This window comes from Caulobacter sp. UNC358MFTsu5.1 (assembly GCF_000712075.1).
Lineage (GTDB): Bacteria > Pseudomonadota > Alphaproteobacteria > Caulobacterales > Caulobacteraceae > Caulobacter.
Window position 1 is genome coordinate 294,415 of record NZ_JONW01000007.1, and the last position, 20,500, is coordinate 314,914.

At 69.5% G+C, this 20,500-nt stretch carries 16 protein-coding genes; 2 read left to right on the forward strand and 14 right to left on the reverse strand.

Translation table 11 applies throughout. The annotated features are described in order from the left end of the window. Nucleotides 1–2 precede the first annotated feature (2 nt). The 7 genes from BR39_RS0113940 to BR39_RS25840 form a co-directional block, all read right to left on the reverse strand. Nucleotides 3–332, reverse strand: a complete 330-nt coding sequence (locus tag BR39_RS0113940; RefSeq protein ID WP_029912926.1) for a TrbC/VirB2 family protein — start codon at nucleotides 330–332, stop codon at nucleotides 3–5. Further along, complete coding sequence (locus BR39_RS0113945) at nucleotides 332–949, reverse strand: lytic transglycosylase domain-containing protein (RefSeq protein ID WP_197026705.1); 618 nt, start codon at nucleotides 947–949, stop codon at nucleotides 332–334. The genes BR39_RS0113940 and BR39_RS0113945 overlap by 1 nt, the downstream gene beginning before the upstream one ends. A gap of 321 nt (nucleotides 950–1,270) precedes the next feature. Next, on the reverse strand, nucleotides 1,271–4,258 hold the full coding sequence (locus BR39_RS0113950; protein ID WP_029912930.1) for a TonB-dependent receptor: 2,988 nt from the start codon (nucleotides 4,256–4,258) through the stop codon (nucleotides 1,271–1,273). Nucleotides 4,259–4,313: 55 nt separating this feature from the next. After that, nucleotides 4,314–5,264 carry a FecR family protein gene (locus tag BR39_RS0113955; protein ID WP_029912932.1) on the reverse strand — a complete coding sequence of 317 codons (951 nt, stop codon included), beginning with the start codon at nucleotides 5,262–5,264 and terminating at the stop codon, nucleotides 4,314–4,316. Then, complete coding sequence (locus BR39_RS0113960; protein ID WP_029912936.1) at nucleotides 5,264–5,860, reverse strand: RNA polymerase sigma factor; 597 nt, start codon at nucleotides 5,858–5,860, stop codon at nucleotides 5,264–5,266. Before BR39_RS0113960 ends, BR39_RS0113955 begins: the two co-directional genes overlap by 1 nt. Next, nucleotides 5,857–7,245, reverse strand: a complete 1,389-nt coding sequence (locus BR39_RS0113965) for an alkaline phosphatase (RefSeq protein ID WP_029912938.1) — start codon at nucleotides 7,243–7,245, stop codon at nucleotides 5,857–5,859. Before BR39_RS0113965 ends, BR39_RS0113960 begins: the two co-directional genes overlap by 4 nt. Nucleotides 7,246–7,343: 98 nt before the next feature. Beyond that, nucleotides 7,344–10,154, reverse strand: a complete 2,811-nt coding sequence (locus BR39_RS25840; RefSeq protein WP_029912940.1) for a TonB-dependent receptor — start codon at nucleotides 10,152–10,154, stop codon at nucleotides 7,344–7,346. 198 nt (nucleotides 10,155–10,352) lie between these two features. Here BR39_RS25840 and BR39_RS0113980 point away from each other — a divergent pair, with 198 nt between their 5' ends. Both BR39_RS0113980 and BR39_RS0113985 read left to right on the forward strand, forming a co-directional pair. Beyond that, nucleotides 10,353–11,435, forward strand: a complete 1,083-nt coding sequence (locus BR39_RS0113980) for a phytase (RefSeq protein ID WP_029912944.1) — start codon at nucleotides 10,353–10,355, stop codon at nucleotides 11,433–11,435. 251 nt (nucleotides 11,436–11,686) lie between these two features. After that, nucleotides 11,687–14,743: a TonB-dependent receptor gene (locus BR39_RS0113985; protein ID WP_081916794.1), complete on the forward strand. Its 3,057-nt coding sequence runs from the start codon at nucleotides 11,687–11,689 to the stop codon at nucleotides 14,741–14,743. 4 nt (nucleotides 14,744–14,747) lie between these two features. Here BR39_RS0113985 and BR39_RS0113990 read toward each other — a convergent pair whose 3' ends face one another. The 7 genes from BR39_RS0113990 to BR39_RS0114020 all read right to left on the reverse strand — a co-directional run bounded on the left by BR39_RS0113990 (nucleotide 14,748) and on the right by BR39_RS0114020 (nucleotide 20,484). Further along, complete coding sequence (locus BR39_RS0113990) at nucleotides 14,748–15,776, reverse strand: PAS domain-containing sensor histidine kinase (protein ID WP_051695689.1); 1,029 nt, start codon at nucleotides 15,774–15,776, stop codon at nucleotides 14,748–14,750. Next, nucleotides 15,763–16,506, reverse strand: a complete 744-nt coding sequence (locus BR39_RS0113995) for a response regulator transcription factor (protein ID WP_081916796.1) — start codon at nucleotides 16,504–16,506, stop codon at nucleotides 15,763–15,765. The genes BR39_RS0113990 and BR39_RS0113995 overlap by 14 nt, the downstream gene beginning before the upstream one ends. Nucleotides 16,507–16,603: 97 nt before the next feature. Beyond that, nucleotides 16,604–17,620, reverse strand: coding sequence for a FecR family protein (locus tag BR39_RS25845; RefSeq protein WP_051695691.1), 1,017 nt, complete (start codon nucleotides 17,618–17,620; stop codon nucleotides 16,604–16,606). Continuing rightward, nucleotides 17,617–18,180, reverse strand: a complete 564-nt coding sequence (locus tag BR39_RS0114005; RefSeq protein ID WP_197026707.1) for an RNA polymerase sigma factor — start codon at nucleotides 18,178–18,180, stop codon at nucleotides 17,617–17,619. The genes BR39_RS25845 and BR39_RS0114005 overlap by 4 nt, the downstream gene beginning before the upstream one ends. Before the next feature lie 141 nt (nucleotides 18,181–18,321). After that, nucleotides 18,322–19,161 (reverse strand): alpha/beta fold hydrolase, encoded by an 840-nt coding sequence (locus tag BR39_RS0114010; protein WP_369795644.1) that lies wholly within the window; start codon nucleotides 19,159–19,161, stop codon nucleotides 18,322–18,324. Between the two features lie 159 nt (nucleotides 19,162–19,320). Beyond that, nucleotides 19,321–19,836 (reverse strand): helix-turn-helix domain-containing protein, encoded by a 516-nt coding sequence (locus BR39_RS25850; RefSeq protein WP_051695694.1) that lies wholly within the window; start codon nucleotides 19,834–19,836, stop codon nucleotides 19,321–19,323. Nucleotides 19,837–20,073: 237 nt separating this feature from the next. Then, nucleotides 20,074–20,484 carry a hypothetical protein gene (locus tag BR39_RS0114020; RefSeq protein ID WP_029912971.1) on the reverse strand — a complete coding sequence of 137 codons (411 nt, stop codon included), beginning with the start codon at nucleotides 20,482–20,484 and terminating at the stop codon, nucleotides 20,074–20,076. Nucleotides 20,485–20,500 lie beyond the last annotated feature (16 nt).

Genomic DNA, 20,500 nt, shown 5'->3' on the forward strand with positions numbered 1-20,500 from the left:
CCCTACGCCCCCGCCGCCGAGCGGATGCCGCTGACGATGGTGGTGGCGCCGAACAGGACGAAGCAGCCCAGGATGACGGTCGCGCCGTAGCGCCAGTTCATCCGGCCGGTCAGCATCATGAAGCCGACGGCGGCCACGGCCATGACGGCGACGACCGTGGCGACGTTGCCCAGCAGGGTGCCCTGCAGCCACAGCACGCCCGACAGGACGGCGCTGGAGCCTTGCGGGTCGGCCTGGGCGACCTGGGCCTGGGCCTGGCCGGCGGCCGCGGCGAGGGCGGCGGCCAGGGCGGCGATACGGGAGGAAATCTTGGGGGCGGGGAACTTGCGCATCAGTTGGGGACTCCGAGGGCGGGAACGGCGAAGGCGGCGCCAGTCGCGGCCATTCGGCCGAGGATGGCGGTGACGTAGGCTTGGGTTTCGGCGTAGGGCGGCACGCCGCCGTGCTTGCGGACGGCGGCGGGGCCGGCGTTGTAGGCGGCCAGGGCCAGCTTCACGTCGCCACCGAACTGGCCGAGCATCTGGCGCAGATAGAGCGCGCCGCCGCGGATGTTCTGGGTCATGTCGGTGGCGTCGACGCCCAGGTCGCGGGCGGTGCCGGGCATCAGCTGCATCACGCCGGTGGCGCCGCGCTTGGATCGGGCGCCCTGGTTGAAGCGGCTCTCGCGCCAGGCCACGGCCTCGACCAGCTTGGGGTCGACCGAGAATTCCGAAGCGGCCGCCGAGATCTGTCGGCGCACGGCCTCGCCGCCGATGTCGGCCGTCGGCGGGACCGGCGCGGCCAGGGCCTCGACGCCCTCCGTGGTGAAGACGGCCGGGCCGTCGAGGCGGGTGACCTGACCGTCGTCGCCGATCTCGAGGACCTGGGCTTGCGCGGCCGCGCCCAGGCCGGTCGCGACGACGGCGGCCGCCAGCAGCTGCTTCAGCAAGCGGTCGAGCGCGTGTCGCACCAGGAACCCCGTCGATGATCAGCCATGCCCATCCATGGTTAATCGATATCTACGGAGTGATTTGGCGAACTGCCGATGCGGCAAGTTGGCACAATAGTTTTTGAGCAACCCGTGAATTTTGTACTGTTTTATCCACAGTAAACAAGCGCTACTGCTATAGCGTCTACCAGTCGACTCTAGGGGCTAAATTGCTGAACCTTTGAGCATATTTCGGAAGTCCTGCGAACATATTGACGCTGGCGTCAAAATATCGAGCTTCCGATGCCGGCGAGGGCGCCCGCCGGCGAGGCCGGGGCGACCTGTCGCGACGCGCGAGCGGCCTCACCAGCGCCGCGTCAGGCCCAGCCGATACTCCCGGCCATAGACCTCGGAATCGAGCAGATAGGGATAGGTGGTGCGTTCGGTCCGGTAGGCCGCGTTGGTCAGGTTCGCGCCCGAGAGGGTGACGCGCCAGGCGTGGGGCAGGTCGACGATGACCTTCAGGTCCAGGCGCGACAGCGGCTGGCGATAGTTGTCGCTGGTCTGCTCCGCCCACTGGTCGCTGTGCGGCGCGCGGCCCTGATAGGCGTAGCCGAGGCGGGCCTGGAACCGGTCGCGTTCGTAGTAGAGCTGGACGGCGTAGAGGGCCTTGGCCTGGTCCGCGAGGCGGCGGGGCGCAAGGCCCGGGGCGGAGACCTTGGAATCCAGGAACGCGGCGTTGGCCAGGACGCCGAAGCCGTCGAACGGGGCGGGCGCGTCGCGCAGGTCGTAGCGCATCGAGAGCTCGACCCCGGCCACGTGGCCATGGCCGGCGTTGGTCTTGGTGACGAGGGTATAGTGGTCGAAGCGCACGCCGCCGAAGGTCTCGCCGGACCGGTCCTGCGCCATCTCGAACGGCAGGCCGTCCAGGGCCTTGTAGAAGCCGGCCGCCGAAATCCAGCCGAGGCGGCGCGGCAGGTGGTACTGGGCCGAGACGTCCCAGTTGCGGCTCTCGATGGCCCGCAGCCGGGGATTGCCGATCTCGTTAACGCCGCTGACCACCGGCGCGCCGGTGCGCGGATCGGGCGCGACCGAGACCGACAAGGTCGAGATCGGCGCGAGGTCAACATAGTCCGGACGGGCGAAGCTCCGGGTGGCCGAGGCGCGCAGCACCCAGGCTCCGCCGGCGTCCCACCTGACCAGTAGGGCGGGGGCGAGGTTGAGGTAGTGACGGCCGCCCGCGGTCGGCAGGATGTCGGCCTGCGCGAACGGCAGGCCGGCCAGCGGATCGACCCCGGCGGGGAAACCCGTCGCCGACAAGGCCGCCACGAAGGCGTCGGCCTTGGCCTGGACGTTCGTGCGCTCGACCCGGGCGCCCAGGGTGACGTGGAGCGCGGGCGTCATGTCGACTGCGCCCATCAGATAGCCGGCCCAGATGGTCTCGTGGATGCGGTAGCGGTCCTCGACCGAGTTCTCGCGCGAAGCCGCCGCATCGAACACGAAGAGGTCGGGTCGGCGCGCGAAGAGCGCCTCCACCCCGGCCGGGTCGGCGGACGGGAACTTGAGGCTGGGCACGAGGTTGTCGTCCTCGCCGTAGTCGTCGATCCATCCGGCCAGCGAGGGATCGGCCAGACTGGCCGCGCCGGTGAAGTTGAAGCGGTGGTCGGCGTCCTCGACCGACTTGAGCCGCGCCAGGTGCTTGAGGCCCATCTTCAGGGCGACCGGCTTGCCGCCGACGACGAGGCGGCGACTGAGATCGAGCTGTCCGGTGGTGATGTCCTCGCGCACCGTCGAGGTGATGCGCCGTATGCGGAACAGCTTCTGGAATCTGCCGTCGAAGGCCGACAGGCCGTTCGGCGCGACTAGGCGGCCGTCGGGGATCGAAACGCCGTCGACGATGCGGAAGCGGGCTATGTCGGGCGCCCCGTCGGACGGGTCGATGTCCCCCAGCGTCTCGTAGTAGTCGAGATAGGGATTGAGCTCCTTGGCGCCGGTCCGGTTGAGGGAGGCCTCCAGGGTCCAATCGTCGTCCAGGGCCCAGCGGCCGCCCAGCACGTACTGACGCACGGGGCGCTCCTGCCGCTCGCGCCGGGTTTCGGTGCGCACGCGCAGGCCGCGCCACGAGAAGGTGTCGGCGCTGGGGGCGGAGAGGGGGCCGCGCGCATAGAGCATGAACTCCGGCCGCAGCTCCTCGTCGTTGTAGTCGGCCGCGAAGACCCGCAGCCAGGCGGCGTTGTCGCCCGCGCCGCGCCAGTCCAGGGCGCCCGTCAGGCTGGTCCGCTCGCGCCGGCCGATCGAGGCGCCGACCAGGATGCGATCGGGGAAGAGGCCAGGGACCCCGGTGCTCGAGGGGACGACGTTCGCCGTGTCGTAAAAGGGCGAAAAGTACTCGCGAACCCAGTTCTCGCCGGCGAGGTAGATGCCGAACGCCTTGTCGGGCCCGAAGGTGTCGGCGAAGGCCCCGCCGACCGCGTGGATGTCGCGCCCGTGGCCGGTGTCCGCCAGGCCGATCTCGGCCGAGACGCTGGCGGTGCGGGTGGGGAAGTCGTGGGCGAGGGGCGTGCGCACGTCGATCAGCCCGCCGATCGCCCCGGCGTCGCGGTCGGGCGACATCACGCTGTGGATCTCGACGTCGGAGACCGCCGAGGCGCTCAGCACGTCCAGCGGCGCGGCGCGGCCCGAGCGGCCGTCGGTGTCGGAGGCGGCGATGGTCACGCCGTTGAAGGTCACCGTGTCCAGCACCTGGCTGACGCCGCGCAGCGACAGGTAACGGCCCTCGCCCTGGTCGGAGATGCGATAGACCGACGGCAGGCGGTCCAGGGCGTCGGCGATGTTGCTGTCGGGCAGCTTGCCCACGGTGTCGGCCGAGATGATCTCGACCAGGCCGTCGTAGCGGCGCGCGCGCGCCTCGGCCCGGTCCAGCCCGCCGCGATAGCCTGTCACCACGATGGGATCGGCCAGCGTCGGCGCCTCGACGGGCGGGGCGGCGGGCTGGGCCTTGGGTGTCGGCGCGGGCCTGGGCGGCGGCGGGGCCAGCACCGTGACCACGCCCGTCGGCGACAGGGTGTAGGTCAGGCCCGACCCGTCCAGGAGCCGGTCGAGCGCGCCGCGCAGGGTGGTGGGGCCGGTGAAGCCGCGCGTCCGGCGATCGCCGACCAGGACCGCGTCGAAGGCGATGTTGACATCGGCCTGGGCGGCCAAGGCCAGCAGGGCGTCGGCCAGGCGTCCGGGCCGTCCCGGACCCGCCACGACGGCCTTGCGTGAAAGCGAGGGGGACGGCGGCGCCGCCAAGGCCGAAAGCGGCGCGCCGTCGGCGATCAATCCCGACAGGACGAGGGGGAAGATCCACATGGCCTGCCGCATCGGCGGGACGATATAGGCTGAGCGTGACGCTGCGGTTACAAGCTTAGCTTGGCGAGGCGCCGGGCCGCAGCAGGATGTCGCCGTTCGCCTGGCGGATGAAATCGGCCCCCACCGCGTCGGCGATGATGCTGGCCGTCTCGCGCTCGTCGAGGTCGGCGATCGAGAACGACAGGCTGACGCGGCGCGCCGCCAGGCGCGGGTCGGCCACCCTCAGCGGCCGTTCGAAATAGCGGCTGAGTTCGACCAGGGCCGCGTCCAGGCGGCGATCGGTCAGCACCATGCGGTGGTCTCGCCAGGCGCCGACGGCGGGGGCGGAGGCACGCTCGATCGCGCCCGAGGCGACGATCCAGGCCCCTTCGCCCGCCGAGAGCTCGAGGGCGGAGCCGCCATGGCGGGCCAAAAAGCGCACGCGTCCCCGCGTCACCGCCACGCCCGTGCGGCCGGCGAAGGCGGTGGCCTCGAACGCCGTGCCGAGGGCGCGGGCCTCGAACCGGGCGCCCTGGACCAGGAACGGCCGTTCGGGGTCGTGGGCGGCCTCGACGAACACCCGGCCGGCGGCCAGGGTCACGAGGCGGCTGGTGCGGGTCATCCGCACGGTGACCTCGGTGCGGGTGTCGAGCCACAGCTGGCTGCTGTCGGCCAGCGCGACCGCGCGCACCTCGCCGACGGCCGTCCGATAGGCCTGGCCGGGGTTCGTCCCGGACGACCGGAGGACGACGGCCGCGCCGCCGAATACCGCCGCGCCGGCCGCCAGACCGCCGCCGATCAGCAGGCCGCGACGCGACGGGGATGGGCGATCGCCGGCCCGCGCGCTCTTGGCCAGGGCCTGCAGCGCCGCCTGCCGCGCGATGAGGTCGCTGCGTTCCGGGCGCTCGGCCAGCCAGGCGTGGAAGATCTCGACCTTGCCCGGCGCGAGTCCTTCGTCGATCGCCAGCACCCAGTGGGCGGCGGCGAGATCGTCGTCCTCTTCCTCGTGATGGATCCCGGTCAACATCAGTCCTTCCAGACCTTGCGCGCCAAACGCGCCATCGTCCGTTCGACCAGCTTGCGCACCTGGGTGATCGACAGGCCGGTCTGTTCCCCGACCTGCAAAAGCGTCCGCCCCTCCATCCTGTGCAGCACAAACACCTCTCGTTCCTTTCCAGGCAGCGCGTTCAGCGCCTTCTGGAATCGTTGCAGCCGCTGGCGGCCGTCCAGGACATCGTCCTGCAACGCCGCCGGGTCGGCGAGTTCGATCTCGTCCAGGCCCACGTGCTCGCCCTGACGGCGGGCCAGTCGACGTCGACCTCGGTCCTTCATGAGGTTAGACGCAATCGAAAATAGAAATGCGGTTTTATTCTCCACGGGGACGTGGCGGTCGCGGGCGGCGATGCGGGTCGCCACGCTCTGGAGGATGTCGTCGACGTCGGCGTCCTGGCGCAGGCGGGAGGCCACGAACCGGCGCAGGGCCGGCTCCAGCGCGCGATACGCCTCGAACAGCGGATCGCAGCCGTCCGTCGCCGTCGATGGAGGCTTGGCTGGGTCGGTCACCGCACGTTCGAGCTCCGCCTCGCCGTTCAGGTCCGCATGTTCCGACGTCGCAACGCTCATCGCGCCAGTTTGCTACGCCATGATGAAACCCCGTTGACGAGTTCGTCGGCCCGCAGGGTCAGAGGGGCGTAGAGCGCCCGGCCGCGGATATCGATGACGTTGAAGCTCAGGGTCGGCGTCTTGCCGGTCATGTCGAAATCGATGATCCCGGCGTTGTTCACGCCCAGCAGGGGCTGGCGGATCATCTGGTCGGGCGCCATGCGGGCCGCGATCTTCCCCAGGTCCATGGGCGAGCCCGCCACCATCTGGGCCAGGGCCGAGCTCACCAGGTCGTAGAGGTCGTAGCCGCCCTGTTCCGACTGGGGCGCGCAGGCGACATAGGGGAAGTGGGTGTCGCCGGAAAGGAGCACCACGCCGCTGATCTTCTGTTCACGGATGAAGTCGAACAGGCGCTGGCGCTCGTGCAGATAGGCCGACCAGGCGTCCCCGCCCGGGCCCTTGAAGCGCGACCAGCCGCTGCCGCAGGCCAGGACCTTGAACGGCGCCTTGCTGGCCAGCAGCCGCGCCTTGAGCCATTCGAACTGACCCTTGCCCAGGAACTCCTTCTCCGGCGTGTCGGGATCGGAGTCAGGCGCGCGGTGGTAGCGGCCGTCCAGGAAGATGAAGTCCACGCCGCCGTAGCTGTAGTCGAAGAACACGCCCGGCGTGCCCGGGACGCCGACGGAGGGATTGGCCCAGTAGCGCTTGAAGACCTCCAGGGCCTGCTCGCGGATCGGGTTGGTGCGGTCGTAGTTGTCGAGGCCGAAGTCGTGGTCGTCCCAGATGGCCAGCTGCGGCACGTTGCGGCCGATGGGCTGGAAGGACGGTACGAAGCGCTGGCGCTGGTACTCCATGGCCAGCGTCGCCGGGACCGTGGAGTCGCCGTAGATATTGTCGCCCAGCCAGAAGAAGAGGTCGGGCTCGTTCTGCGCCACCGCGCGCCAGATCGGCTGCTCCGGATCGCTCTGGATGCGGGCGCACGAGCCGAAGGCGACGCGGAAACGGGCGGGCGCGGCCGGCGCCGTGAGCAGGCTCATCGGCGGCAGGTCGCGCAGGTACTTGTCCACCTTGCCGTTGGACAGCACGCGGTAGTGATAGGTCGTGCCGGGCTGGAGGCCCTCCAGGCGGATGACCAGCGTGCAGTCGTCCTGGGCCCGCGCGCGCATCGGCGCGGTGCGCTTCCAGGGACCGTTCACGGGATCGGTGGTGTAGGCGACCTGGGCGTCGAAATAGTCGCCGCTCAGCTGCATCCAGATCGGCGCGCTGGTCGCGGTGACCGCGCCCACCATCGGCCCCAGCAGCAGGCGGGGCGTGCCTTCGGGATTGGTCTCGGCCCGGGCCGGAAGGGCGCTGGCCGCGCCGGCGGCGGCGGCGGTCGCGATGAAGGTGCGGCGGGAGTTTTTCATGGAGCGCCCAAACGAAGAAGGGGAGGCGAAAAAGCGGAGGGCGCCGGAGCACCCTCCTTCGAAGGTGAGCCCGCGCGCGGGGCGCGGGCTTTCGGGGATCACCAGGTCTTGGAGATCGACAGGCGGAACTCGCGGCCGAACACCTCGTAGCTGGAGATGTTGAACCCCTCCTGCTTGCGGCGGCTGATGAAGGCCGGGTTGCCCAGGTTCTGGCCCGACAGGGCGAGCTGCACGCCGTTACCGAACCGGTAGGCGACGCGGGCGTCGACCGACTTGCGCGGGTCGCGGTAGATGTCGATGTCGGGGTTGGCGCCGAACGAGCTGCTGGTCGCCTTGCCCTGATAGGAATAGGCGACGCGGCCCTCGAACCCGCCGTGCTCGTAATAGGCCTGCAGGTTGAAGATCTTGTCCGCCTGGTTGAAGAACGGCACGTGGCTGTCCGGGCGACCGGGAACGTTGATCTCGACCTCGGAGTCGATGAACGAGGCGTTGGCGTAGACGCCCAGGCCGTCGAACGGCGCCGGCAGTTCCTTGAAGTCCTTCTGGGCGCTCAGTTCGACGCCCCGGATGTAGCCCGGGCCGGCGTTGGTGACCGTGCTCTCGATGTAGTTGTCGTAGGTCACGCCCTCGAAGCTGTAGTTCTTGTATTCGTTGTCGATGCTGTAGACGGCGTTGCGGACGCGCTTGTTGAACACGCCGAAGGTCAGCGAGCCCGAGTTGTCCGCGAAGTAGTAGTCGAGCGAGGCGTCGAAATTCAGCGCCTTGTAGGGCTTGAGGTCCGGGTTGCCGATCTCGACCGAGGCGTCGAGTTCGACCTTGTCGTTCGTGCGGTCGTAGAACTCGCTGACCACGATCGTGGAGATCGGGGCGATGTCCGTGTAGTCGGGGCGGCCGATATTGGTCGTCACCGAGGCGCGCAGCAGCCACTGCTTGCCCAGGTCCCACCGCAGCACCGCGGCCGGCAGGAAGTTGGTGTAGTTGTGGGGCCGCGAGATATCGATGATGTCGCTGGTCTTGAACGGCACCTCGCCCAGGCGCGAACGGCCGGCCGGGGTGTTCGGGTCGGCCGAGACCTGGGCGACGAAGCCCTGGGCCGAGATGTCCGAATTGGTCCGCTCGACGCGGGCGCCGGCGGTGACGCTGAGAGCCGGCGTGAGGTGCAGTTCGCCCATCACGTAGCCGGCATAGATGTCTTCCTGCAGGTGGTAGTCGTTCTCGATCGAGTTCGAGGCCGCGCCGACCGCGTCATAGGTGAAGTTGCCGGGATTGGCCTGGAAATAGGCCTCGTAGCGGTAGCGGTCCGGCGCGATCAGCGAAAGGCCGGACACCGGCTGGTAGGCCTCGCCGCGACCGTCGTCGAAGCGCATGGAGAGGCCGTTGAAAGCGGCGAGCGTCGTCTTCGGGCCGGTGAACTGGTAGCGGTAGTCGGTGTCGTCCACCGACTTCGTGCGCAGGATCACCTTCGCGCCGGTCTGGAACTTGAACTGGTGGTCGGCCAGATCGCCGTCCCAGCTCAGGTCCGTATTGCCGGTGTAGGTCTTCTCGATGACGGTCGAGGTGACGCCGCGCAGGCGATAGACGGTGTTGAAGGCCGGGTCCGTGAAGGTCAGGCCGTTCGTCAGGACGGTGTTGTAGGCCTTCGGCTGGGCCAGGCCCTCGCCGTTCTGCACGAAGGTGATCGCCGGGGCCTCGGTCGGCAGGGCGCCGGGCGTGTCGGTGATCGCCTCGAAATAGCGCTGATAGGGATTCAGCTCCTTGGCGGTGGTGTAGTTGAGGTCGCCGACCAGCTTCCAGCCCTTGCCGAAGCTGTGCTCGCCGCCGACGACGAACTGCTGCACGGGACGTTGCTGGACCTCGGCGCGGGTCTCCATCTGCGAGCGGTAGCCGGCGAAGCCGAACTCGGTCTGCGAGACCGGGTTCAGGATCGGCCGGCGCACGGCCGGCGCGGCGACGGCCCGGCCCTGCAGGCCCTTGATCGTGATCTGCGGCCGGGTGCGGTCGTCGTTGTACTGGGTGAAGAAGTAGCGAGCCCAGGCGCGGGTGGCGTCGTCCGGCCGGTATTCGAGGTTGATCGAGGCGCCGTAGCGCTCCTTTTCGCCGATGGATTCGGCGTAGACCACGCTGGTCGGGAAATAGTAGTGGGCCGGATAGCCCGGAGCCGTCTGGCTGCCCGACGAGGTGTACTGCTGCGAGGTGTACTGCTTGAACCAGTACTCGCCGCTCACGAACACCGCGAACTCGTCATTGGCGCCGAAGCGGTCGCTGGCCGAGAAGTTGGTCGACCAGATCTTGCTGTCCTTGCCGAAGTCGTTGTAGCCGGTCTCGGCGCTGGCGTTGATGTAGCGGCCGTTGTGGTCGTAGCCGCTGGGGGTGACGATGTTGATCGTGCCGCCGATGGACTGGCCGTCCATGTTGGGCAGGGTCACCTTGTGGATCTCGACGCGGTTCAGGGCGCTGGCGCTCAGCACGTCCAGCGGCGCGGCCCGGCCCGACTCCCCGTCGGTGTCCGAGACGGCGATGGTCTGGCCGTTCATGGTCACGTTGTTCAGGATCGGATCGGCGCCGCGGATCGAGACGTAGCGGCCTTCGCCCTGGTCACGGATGAGGTAGACCGAGGTCAGGCGGCGCAGGGCCTCGGCGATGTTGGTGTCGGGCAGCTTGCCGACGTCGTCGGCCGCCTGCACCTCGACCAGGTTCTCGGAAGCCCGCATGATGTCCCGCGACTTGGCCAAGCCCTCGCGGAAGCTGCTGACCACCAGCGTGTCGACCGTGGTGTCCCCGGCCTTGCCGTCTTCCTTGGCCTCCTGGGCCTGGACCGGCTTGGTGTCCTGGGCCATGGCCGGCGTGAAGGCCGACAGGCCGATGAGCGAGCAGCTCCCCAGAGCCGCGAGCTTTGAAAAATGTCTCATGATCCCCTCGAACAGCGATGTGACGCCGCGCCGCGAATGGGCGCTGAGGGGGGAGACGCAGCGCGATCTCGCCCGTGAGTGAAAGTTTTATGAAGTTGTCTTCGAGCGAAAAATACCGTGGCGCGCTCGATTTTGAGCTCATAGAAGGAAAATCGGAAGCGGCGAAATCGCGACAATAGAGATTATCGGAGATTCACAATGCCCGTATCGCGCCTTTTTGTTTCTATATCCGCTTTTATTCTATATTCGTCTACCGTGAATACGGTCGCGATAGCTGCCGACGTCAGTAAGAAAGGCGCTGTCGAAACCTTGTCGATCCAGGCCGTGCGCGAGACCGTTCCGGTCGCCTCGACCGGCGACGCGGCCGACGATCCGGCCATCTGGCGCAACCCGGCCGACCCGGCCAGGAGCCTGATCGTCGCCACCGACAAGGACTGGGGCCTGCACGTCTATGACCTCGAGGGCGCCGTGCTGGCCTCCGCCCCGGCGGGCAAGGTCAACAATGTCGACCTGCGCGCCGACGTGCTGATCGGCGGCAAGAAGGGCGTGTTGGTCGCCGCCACCGATCGCAGCGAAGGCCTGAACGGCAAGCTCGCCCTTTACGCCCTGGAGAGCGCGCCCGCCGGCCTGCGTCATCTGGGCCATGTTCCCGTCGCGGGCGACAGGGTCGGCAGCGTCTACGGCTTCTGCCTGTGGCGGCGCGCCGCCGACCAGGTGATCGCCATCGTGCCCTACAACAACGGCGACGTGCGCGAATATGCGCTCGACCTTTCGGGTCCCATCCCGACCGCGACCCTGGTGCGCGAGGTCAAGCTGGCCAGCAAGACCGAGGGCTGCGTGGTCGATGATCGCACCGGCCTGCTCTATGTCGCCGAGGAGCGGCATGGGATCTGGCGCATGAACGCGGCGCCCGGGAGCCAGGAGGCCCCGACCTTGTTCGCGGCGGTGGACGGGGTGCGCCTGATCCCCGACATCGAGGGCCTGACCCTGGTTCCCAAGGGCGCGCGCGGCGGCGTCCTGCTGGCCTCCAGCCAGAACGACAACGCCTATGTCGCCTACGACCTTTCGACCGGCCGCTACGTGCGCCGCTTCCGTATCGCCGGCTCGGGCCAGGTGGACGGGGTGACTGACACCGACGGCCTCGAATTCGCCCCCGGCGACTTTGGTCGTCCGTTCAAGGAGGGTCTGCTGGTCGTGCAGGACGGCGACAACGCCCCGGAGAACCAGAACTTCAAGCTGGTCCCCGGCGGGGCGCTCAAGCGGGTGCTGAAGGCGAAGTAGCTGGGCGGAGCCGTTCAAGCGAAGCGGTTTAGGCCCAAAGGATTGGGTTCGGGAGGGCGGCGGGCGAACCTGGCTTTCAGCGGGACTTCGGGCGTAGAGCTCGTGCCCAAGCGGGAGGCGCGGCGTTTGCGCTCGAACCGTCCTGTAGGCGGTGAACACGGCTCTCGGTGATCGCCGGGGGGCTGGGACGACAACGGGTGAAGTCTCTGATAGCGAGTTCCCATCGCGACTCGGGGATTCCTTCTTTGCGAATGCTCGCCCTATCGTTGCTGTCGGCGTCCTGCCTCGCGGTCGGTGCGGCGGCTGCCGCGCCCACGGCGCCCACGGCGCCTTTGGACATCCGCGCCAAGGACATGGCGACGGCGCTCACCGAGCTGGCGCGGCGGACGGGCATAGAGCTGCTCTACGACCGCAACCTGGTGCGGGGACTGAAGGCGCGCCCCGTCCGCGGCCGATTGTCCGGCGAGGCGGCGCTCTCCCAGTTGCTGGCGGGCAGCGGCGTCGGCTATCGAAGGACGCCGGACGGCGTCATCGTGCTGTTCGCGCTTCCGAAGCCCCGGCCCGTCGAAAGGGCCCAGGGCGACGACGACGGCGCCGTGGCGGAGTTGCTGGTGGTGGGGCGGCGCACCCAGAACGCCGACATCCGCCGGACCCAGAATGACATCCAGCCGTACAAGGTGTTCGGCCAGGACGAGATCGACACGGCGGCCCGCGCGACGATCGACGAGTTCCTGCGTGTCCGCGAACCGGCCAACACCCAGGCGGGGCCCCTGGCCCTGGGGGGCGGCGAGACCCGTTCGTCGATCGATCTCCGGGGGTTCGGCGAGACCTCGACGCTGGTCCTGGTGGACGGCCGTCGCATGCCCTTCGTGCCGTCGACGAGCGGCGACTTCAACCAGGCCGACATCAACGGCATCCCGCCGGGCGCCGTCGAGCGGATCGAGGTGCTCACCACCACGGCGGGCGGCATCTACGGCCCGGGCGCCGTCGGGGGCGTCGTGAACATCGTGCTGCGGCGGGACTATCGGGGCGCGGAACTGACGGCCCACGCGGGGGGAAGCGACCGCGGCGACTCCCGGCAATTCCGCGTGGAAGGCCGGCTAGGCTTCACGCCGGACCACGGCGACACCGACGTCATGCTGTTCGTCTCCCACGGCGAGGCGGACCCGCTCCAGACGGGGCGGAGGAACTACGTGGAAGGCGCGGACCGCCTGCGGTTCGCCAACAATCCCGAAGGCTATGCGCTGTCGCTTCCCATTCGAAACGGCGTCTCGGTCGCCAGCCTCGACGGGAACCTGATCCTCGACGCGGATCGCGGCGGCGCGGCGCTGGGCGCGGCCTTCACCTTCCTGCCGTTGGGGTTCAGCGGAACCAGCGCCGACGCCAACGCGCTGCTCGTGGCCAACGCCGGCAAGACGCCGGCGGACATCGCCGACGACCCTTCCGGCAAGCGCGGCTACATCGCGACGAGGGGCCATACGACCTCGGGCCTGGCCAACATCCGCCATCGGTTCGGCTCGAAGGTCGAGGTTTACGCCGACGGCGTCTATCTCAGGAATACCGGCCGCTGGGTCGGCAAGAGCCGGGACAGGACGTTCCTGTTGTCGGCCGACGCGCCGGGCAACCCCTTCGACCAGGACATCGCGCTCAGCTTCCCCATGAGCCTGCTGAGCGACGAAACCTCGTATTCTATCGAGACCAATCGCTGGAGCGCGGGGGGCATCGTGGAGCTTCCCCACGGCTGGAAGGCGTCGGCCGACTACACGGTCGGTCGTTCCATTTATCGGCGCGAGACGCTGGGCGCGGATGTCGGCATCCTGTCGGCGGTCGCGAGCGGCCAGCCGGGTCCCAGGGGCGAACCGCCCCTGGTCCCGTTCGGCGATTGGGCCGCCGTGCTCGCCGCGCTCCCGACCTATGCGTTTCCCACGGAAGACAAGCTCTATTTGAAGGGCCATCTGGTCGACGCGTCGGTGCGTCTGTCCGGGCCTCTGCTGAGCCTTCCCGGCGGGCCGCTCACGGCCACGCTGCTCGTCGAGGATCGCGAGGATCGCGTCGCGACCTCCAAGACCACGCTCTTCAGCCAGTCGCTCGAGTTTCCGTCGCGGGTTCAGAAGGTTCGCTCCGGCTATTTCGAGCTTCGGGCGCCGCTGGTTGCGGACGACGCCGACAACCCGCTGTTGCGCGGCCTCGAGGTGCAGTTGGCCGTGCGGCACGACCGGTCGATTCACGAAGGCGCCCTGCAAATCCTCGCGCTGAGCGAGGAGGACGACCGCTTCTCCATTCGTCATGGCACGACGATGTTCACCGGCGGCGCGCGCATCCTGCCGACGCCGTGGCTGATGCTGCGGACAAGCCTGGCGACCGGCGAGCGACCGCCGACGCTGGCGGACTTCCAGGGCGCCAATGGCTTCATGCTGCCCGGCGCGACGGTGCAGGATCCGCGCAGGCCGGGCCGGCCGCTCGGAAGCGAAGGGTCCTGGAAGATCCTGATGGGCGGCTCGCCCCGGATCGGCCCCGCGGAGGCGACGAGTTTTTCGGTCGGCGCCGTGCTCAATCCCCAGGGGCGCGGCGGACCACGTCTATCCCTCGACTATTCCCGGACCACGGTGTCGCACGAACCGACGTGGTTCCCGCTGACCCCCGCCGAATTGCTGGCGGCCGAGGCGCAATATCCGGATCGGGTCATCCGCGCCCCGGTCACGGAGCAGGACAGGGCGGACGGCTTCGCCGTCGGTCGTGTGATCGCGCTCGACAAGACCCTGATCAACGCCGGCCGCACCGAGGTCGAGGCCGTGGACCTCCAGCTCGACTGGCGACTGCCGACGCAAGACATAGGCGACGTGCGCGTCTACGGCGCGCTCACCTGGGAGCCGACCTACGCCACGAAGGGCGCGTTCGGCGCGGCCACGATCAACAAGGTCGGGTACGCGGACGGACCGCTCGAGTGGCGTGGCAACGGCGGCGTGGAATGGGCGCGCGGTCCGCTGACCATCGATCTCAACGCCCAATACTATGCGAGTTACAGCGTGACGTACGCGGACCCGGCCTCCGCCGGCAACGCCGAGTACATCCGCGATCAAGGCGGCGAACGCGTGCCCGCCCAGGTCTATGTGGACCTGAGCCTCCTGAGGCGTTTCACCGCTCCACTCGGTTCTGGGTCGCCGCGCACGCTGGAAGCCCGTTTGTCGATCCAGAACCTTTTCGACCGCAGTCCGCCGATCGTGGCCTCGCCGGCCAACCTAGGCTTCAGTCCGTACGGCGATCCGCGCCGGCGGTGGATCACGGCGTCGCTGACCGCGCGGTTCTGAGGCGTCAGCCGCCGCACGCGACGGGGAGGACGACCTCGAACCGGGCGCCGCCGCCGGGGGCGTTCGAAGCGTGGATCGCGCCCTGGTGCGCCTCGACGATCGACCGGCAGAGGGCCAGGCCCAGGCCCATGCCGTCGGGCTTGGTCGTGAAGGCGCGCGCGAAGATGCGGTCGAGGTCTTTCGGCGGAACGCCCGGACCGGTGTCCGTCACGGAAAGGCGGACCCCGTCGTCGCCGATCGTGGTGCTGACGCTGACCCGACGCCGCCGGGCGGTCGAGCGGTCGATCGCCTGGACGGCGTTCGTGAGCAGGTTGAAGACGACCTGCTGAAGCTGGATCCGATCGCCGCGCACGAGGGGGGACGTATCGGCCAGGACAACGTCGAGCCCGATCCGGCGATCCCCGGCGTCGTGCCGGACCAGTTCGCAGGTCTCGGCGACCACGGTGTTGACGTCGAGCGCTTCGTGCGCCTGGCGATCGCCTTGGGCTGTCCGAAGGCTCCGCAGGAGATCGCCGGCCCGATGGGCGTTGGCGCCGATGCGGGTCAGGAGCAGGCGGACTTTTTCAAGGGGCGGCGTGTCGCGACCGAGCCACCGTAGGGCGGCGTCGGCGTTGGTGGCGATGGCCGAGAACGGCTGCTGGACCTCGTGCGCTATGGACGACAGCAACACATCGCCACGCAACCGGTCCGTGACGTCGATCATCAGGACGAGGATCGGCCCCGCTGGCGACGCGGGCGGCGGGTACGTCACCTGCAGCAGCACGTCGAGGGTCCCGCCGTCGAGCCGGCGGATCGTGATGTCCTCGACATGTTCGGCGCGCCCGGCCAGGTGCGCGGCGGCGATCCGGCCGGCGGCCCCGGGCGTCGCCGCGAACAGGCGATCCATCGGACCCAGAAGCGCGGCCTCGTCGTCGCTCCCGAACAGCGCCGCCGCGCGCGGATTGGCGTCGATGACACGATCCGGGTCTTGTCCGTCCAGCATCAACAGCGCGAACGGCGTCGCCCGAAGCGGCGTGCGCTCAAGCGGGCTCATGGGCGATTTCCCGCTGGGCGTCGACCGGCAGGGACTGCCAGGCGCGGACCAGGTCGGCGACCGACCGGGCGCCCATCTTCCGCATGACGCTGCTGCGGTGGAGCTTGACCGTCACTTCGCTGATCCCGAGGTCGAAGGCGGTGCACTTGTTGAGGCGGCCCTGGGCGACCGCCTCAAGGACCTGGCGTTCGCGCGGCGTGAGCGTGGCGTAGAGTTCGAGGCTGTGGCGCCTGGAGCGGTTCTCGGCCCGTTGCCGGACGTCGGCCGCGAGGGCCAGGGTGACGGCATCGAGCAGGGTCTGGTCGCGCACGGGCTTGGTCAGGAAGTCCGCGGCGCCCGCCTTCATGGCCTTGGCGGTCATCGGGATGTCGCCATGACCGGTGAGGAAGATGATCGGCTTGCCGACGCCGCGGGCGATCAGCTGCTCCTGGAACGCCAGGCCGCTGAGGCCCGGCATGCGGACGTCGAGGATCAGGCAGCCGGGGGCGTCGAGCAGGTCGGTCTCGAGGAGGCGGTTGGTCGCGGCGAACCCGACCGCGGCGATGCCGACCGATTCCAGGAGTTCGCAGAGCGACGCGCGGACCTCGTCGTCGTCGTCGACCACCAGGACGACCGGATTGTCGTGGCCGTCGCTCAGGCCTGAAGGGGGAGCGGAGTGGGACGGGAGACGGTCGGGTGCGGCCGCGACCGGGGTTCCGCGGTAGGCGTCGATCTTGAGCAGTGCAGGCATGGGAAGCCCTCCTGCCCACCAAGAACGTCGCCGGCGCCGGAACTCACACCTCGCGGCGCAAATTATTTTTCGGGGGTTTCGCGCAGCCGGGTTTTCGCTAGCGCGCGGCGATGTCGGCGCCGCCATCGCGGCGCGTCCGCACATCGACGGGATAGACCTCGGCCAGGGACTGGGCGAAGCGGGTGGGGTCGCCGGCGCGGTACTGGCCGCTGACGGGCAGCGACGCGGCGGCGGGGTCCACGATCCTGGCGGTCGGGCCGCCGTAGCGGTTGACCTCGGCGACGGCCTGGGCCAGCGGCGTTTCGGAAAACTCCAGCAGGCGCGTCCGCCAGGACAGGACGTCCGTCAGGTCCACGCGGGCGACCGTATCGGCCCGGGCGCCTTCCGCGATCAGTTGCTGGCCGGGCGCCGAGAGCCTGACGGCGTTGCGCCCGGGGAGCGCCGACACGGCGACCGCGCCCTTGGCGAGGGTGACGGTCAGGGTCTCGCCGCCCAGCCGGACGTCGAACTCGGTGCCCAGGTCGGTGATCGTCCGCGTCCGCGCCGCCACGGTGAAGGGGCGCCGCGCGTCGTGGACGACGCTGAAATAGGCCTGCCCGCGCAGCAGGCGCACGGCGCGGCTGTCGGCCCGATAGTCGACGGCGATCGCGGAATTGGCGTTCAGCGTGACGCGGCTCCCGTCGGGCAGGGCGAAGCTGTCCGGCGCGCCGGCGGCGACGGTGAAGGTCGGCGCCGCGTCGGCGGCGGGACCGGGCTGGGCCGGCGCCGTGGTGAAGCGCGGCGCCAGCTGGGTCCAGACCAGGCCGACCGTGAGGATCGCGACCGCCGCGATGGCGGCCGCGACGGCCATGAAGGGCCGGCGATCGGGGCGCGCCTGGAGGGCGTCGCGCCTCAGAGCGGCGAACAGCGGGTCGTCGCTGGACGGCTGGCCGGCGGCCTGCCAGATCGCGGCGGCGTGGGCCCAGGCCCGCGCGTTCTCCGGCGCGCCGTCGCGCCAGGCGACGAACCGGGGATCACGTTCGACGTCCTGGCCGTCGTCGCGCCGCAACAGCCACAGGGCGGCCGCCTCCTCGGCGGCGGCGACCTGGTCCGCCTGGGCAAGGGGATGGGTCATCGGTCGTCCCTCGTTCGCGCCAGGATGTGGCGAACCGCTTTGAGCATGTGCTTGTCCACCGCGCTGGGCGAGACGCCCAGCCGCCGGGCGATTTCCGGGGCCGAAAGGCCCTCGATCCGGCGCAGGATGAACACCCGGCGTGTCCGCTCCGGCAGTTCGAGCAGGGCCACGCCGATGGTTTCGAGCGTCTCCAGCCCGATCAACGTCCGCTCGGGGCCGGGCGCTTCGCCGGCATGGAAGTCGGGCTCGAAGGGGACGTGGCGGTCGGCCTGACGGACCTTGCGGCGCCGCGCCCGATCCGCCAGCACGCTGGCGGCCGTCCTGAAGACGTAGCCTTCCAGCTTCTCGAGCTCGCCGGCGTCTCCGCGTCGCACGATGCGGAGGAAGACCTCCTGGACCAGATCGTCGACCTCGCTGGCGTCCTGGACCCGGCGCTGGAAATAGCGCGCCAGCGCGTTGCGCAGCGACACGGCTCGGCCCGCCAGGACATGATCGGTCTCGGGGTCGAGGGCGGTGATCGGCAGGGTCTCCCGGTCGCGCCCAAGGCGGCGCGCTTGCAAGGCGGCCTCACCATGCGCTGACCCGCGGCTCATCGCAATTCCCCGTGCTGATCCTGTTTTCGAGAGGTCCATGGTCACTGGAAAGGTCCGACCCGAAGGAAGCGCCTCCATCGGGGGGAGGCGCTTCCAGGCCGGGTCCCGTCAGCTCTTGAAGAAGGCCAGCAGGTCCGGATTGATGATCTCGGCGTGCGTCGTGCACATGCCGTGCGGCAGGCCCTTGTAGACCTTCAGCGAGCCCTTCTTCAGCAGCTTGATCCCGATCAGGGCCGCGTCGGCGATCGGGACGATCTGGTCGTCGTCGCCGTGCATCAGCAGCACCGGCGCGTCGATCGTCTTGAGGTCGTTGGTGAAGTCGGTGGCCGAGAAGGCGGCGATGCAGTCGTACTGCGCCTTGGCGCCGCCCATCATGCCCTGGCGCCACCAGTTGTCGACGATCGCCTCGTTGATCTTCGCGCCGGGGCGGTTGAAGCCGTAGAACGGGCCCGAGGGCAGGTCCTTGTAGAACTGGCTGCGGTTGGCGGCCAGGGCCGTGCGCAGGCCGTCGAACGCCTCGATCGGCAGGCCGCCCGGATTGTCCGGCGTCTTGACCATGATCGGTGGCACCGCGCCGATCAGCACCAGCTTGGCCACGCGACCCGCGCCGCCGTAGCGGGCGACGTAGCGCGCCGCCTCACCGCCGCCCGTCGAATGGCCGACGTGGATGGCGTTCTTCAGGCCCAGATGGTTGGTCACCACCGCCAGGTCGGCGGCGTAGGTGTCCATCTCGTTGCCGGTGTCGGTCTGGCTCGAGCGGCCGTGGCCGCGTCGATCATGGGCGATCACGCGATAGCCCTGGGCCAGGAAGAACAGCATCTGGTTGTCCCAGTCGTCCGCCGACAGAGGCCAGCCGTGGTGGAAGACGATCGGCTGGGCGGTCTTGGGACCCCAGTCCTTGTAGAAGATTTGCGTGCCGTCCTTGGTGGTGACGAAGCCGCTGCCCATGGTGTTGGTTCCTGTGCTTTGGGGGGAGGGGGTGTTCGCGCGGGCGCCGCCGCTCGAAGGGAGGCCGGCCGCGACCGCCGTGGCGGCGAGGCCCAGGCCGGCGGTCATCACGACGCGGCGCGTGGCCTGGTGATCTGTCTGGTTCATGGCGATGTCCGTTCAGTTGGAGGCGGCGCGGTTGCGGCGGCGCCAGTCGAGCGGGGTCGCGTCGACCTCCTGGCGGAATTGCCGCGAGAAATGGGCGTGGTCGGCGAAGCCGCAGATCAGGGCGATCTGGCTGAGCGGGATGGCCGTGTCGCGCAGCAGCGCCTGGGCCCGCTCGATCCGATGGCGCAGCACCAGCTGGCGCGGCGTCAGGCCCAGGGTGTTCTTGCAGGCCCGCGCGAAGTGGCTGCAGCTGAGGTGGACCTGCGAGGCCAGGGTCTCCAGGCTCAGGGCCCGGTCCAGGTTCGCCACGATGAAGCGTTCGATCTTCTTGACGCGCCAGAGGGGCAGCTTGGCGCCCGGGGGCAGGGCGCGGCGGCGGTCCGCTCCCGCGTCGGGCTCGCCCTCGGCCCGGGCGGCGTCGAGGTCCGTGAAGCTCCGCAGCAGCTGGTCGATCACCGAGGCGGTGTCGCCGCGCGGCCTTTCCGGGAGCGCGCCCATGGGCGTGAAGGTCGCCGAATGAAGGGTCATGGGGTCGTCTCCGCGGGGCCGCCGTTCGGCCGTTGCCTGATGACCCGACCCTAGGCGGCGGCGACCGGCGGCCCCATCCGTCCCTTGGTCTGGGCGGGCTGGGCGTAGGTTTGGCGATCCTATGCGGCCGTATAGGTCGCCCGGCGGTTCGGCGTGCGAACGACGCAAAACCGCCGCGCCCCGGGGGAGCGCGGCGGTTCCGGCCATGGACGCGTGAAGGTGGGGAAACAGGCCGCCCTAGAGCGCGCCGTCGATCCGCGCCCGCTTCAGCGCCCAGACCGTCAGCGTCCAGCCCAGCAGGGCCGGCAGGGTCACGGCGGGAAAGTCCCGGCCCAGGACCGAGGCCGAGCAGATGCCCACGGCCACCTCCCAGAAATGGAACAGGGCGTGGCCGGAAAGCCAGATCGTCGGCGTGGCCCAGGCGAACAGCCGCAGGTGCGGCTGGAAGGCGCCCGTCAGGAAGCCGGCGCCGATGAACAGGAAGACGATGCCGATGTCGCGGATGAAGTGCTGGTTGAACGATCCGGTCGTCGTCACGCCCGGCACGGCGAAGTACCAGCCCTCGGGGGAGGTCAGCATGAAGACGCCGTTGGCCAAGGCGGCGACGCCGAGCGCGACGGCCAGGCCGATGAGGATGGGCTTGAGCATGGGGGCCTCCTTTCGA

Excerpts from the sequence above, each read along its gene's own strand:
- BR39_RS0113985 (WP_081916794.1), top strand. The coding sequence starts at position 11,687 with ATGCTCGCCCTATCGTTGCTGTCGGCGTCCTGCCTCGCGGTCGGTGCG.
- BR39_RS0113955 (WP_029912932.1), bottom strand. The coding sequence starts at position 5,264 with ATGTTGACCGGGATCCATCACGAGGAAGAGGACGACGATCTCGCCGCC.
- BR39_RS25845 (WP_051695691.1), bottom strand. The coding sequence starts at position 17,620 with ATGACCCATCCCCTTGCCCAGGCGGACCAGGTCGCCGCCGCCGAGGAG.
- BR39_RS0113940 (WP_029912926.1), bottom strand. The coding sequence starts at position 332 with ATGCGCAAGTTCCCCGCCCCCAAGATTTCCTCCCGTATCGCCGCCCTG.
- BR39_RS0113965 (WP_029912938.1), bottom strand. The coding sequence starts at position 7,245 with ATGAAAAACTCCCGCCGCACCTTCATCGCGACCGCCGCCGCCGCCGGC.
- BR39_RS0113950 (WP_029912930.1), bottom strand. The coding sequence starts at position 4,258 with ATGTGGATCTTCCCCCTCGTCCTGTCGGGATTGATCGCCGACGGCGCG.
- BR39_RS25840 (WP_029912940.1), bottom strand. The coding sequence starts at position 10,154 with ATGAGACATTTTTCAAAGCTCGCGGCTCTGGGGAGCTGCTCGCTCATC.
- BR39_RS0113990 (WP_051695689.1), bottom strand. The coding sequence starts at position 15,776 with ATGAGCCCGCTTGAGCGCACGCCGCTTCGGGCGACGCCGTTCGCGCTG.
- BR39_RS25850 (WP_051695694.1), bottom strand. The coding sequence starts at position 19,836 with ATGACCCTTCATTCGGCGACCTTCACGCCCATGGGCGCGCTCCCGGAA.
- BR39_RS0113995 (WP_081916796.1), bottom strand. The coding sequence starts at position 16,506 with ATGCCTGCACTGCTCAAGATCGACGCCTACCGCGGAACCCCGGTCGCG.
- BR39_RS0113960 (WP_029912936.1), bottom strand. The coding sequence starts at position 5,860 with ATGAGCGTTGCGACGTCGGAACATGCGGACCTGAACGGCGAGGCGGAG.
- BR39_RS0113980 (WP_029912944.1), top strand. The coding sequence starts at position 10,353 with ATGCCCGTATCGCGCCTTTTTGTTTCTATATCCGCTTTTATTCTATAT.
- BR39_RS0114010 (WP_369795644.1), bottom strand. The coding sequence starts at position 19,161 with ATGGGCAGCGGCTTCGTCACCACCAAGGACGGCACGCAAATCTTCTAC.
- BR39_RS0114020 (WP_029912971.1), bottom strand. The coding sequence starts at position 20,484 with ATGCTCAAGCCCATCCTCATCGGCCTGGCCGTCGCGCTCGGCGTCGCC.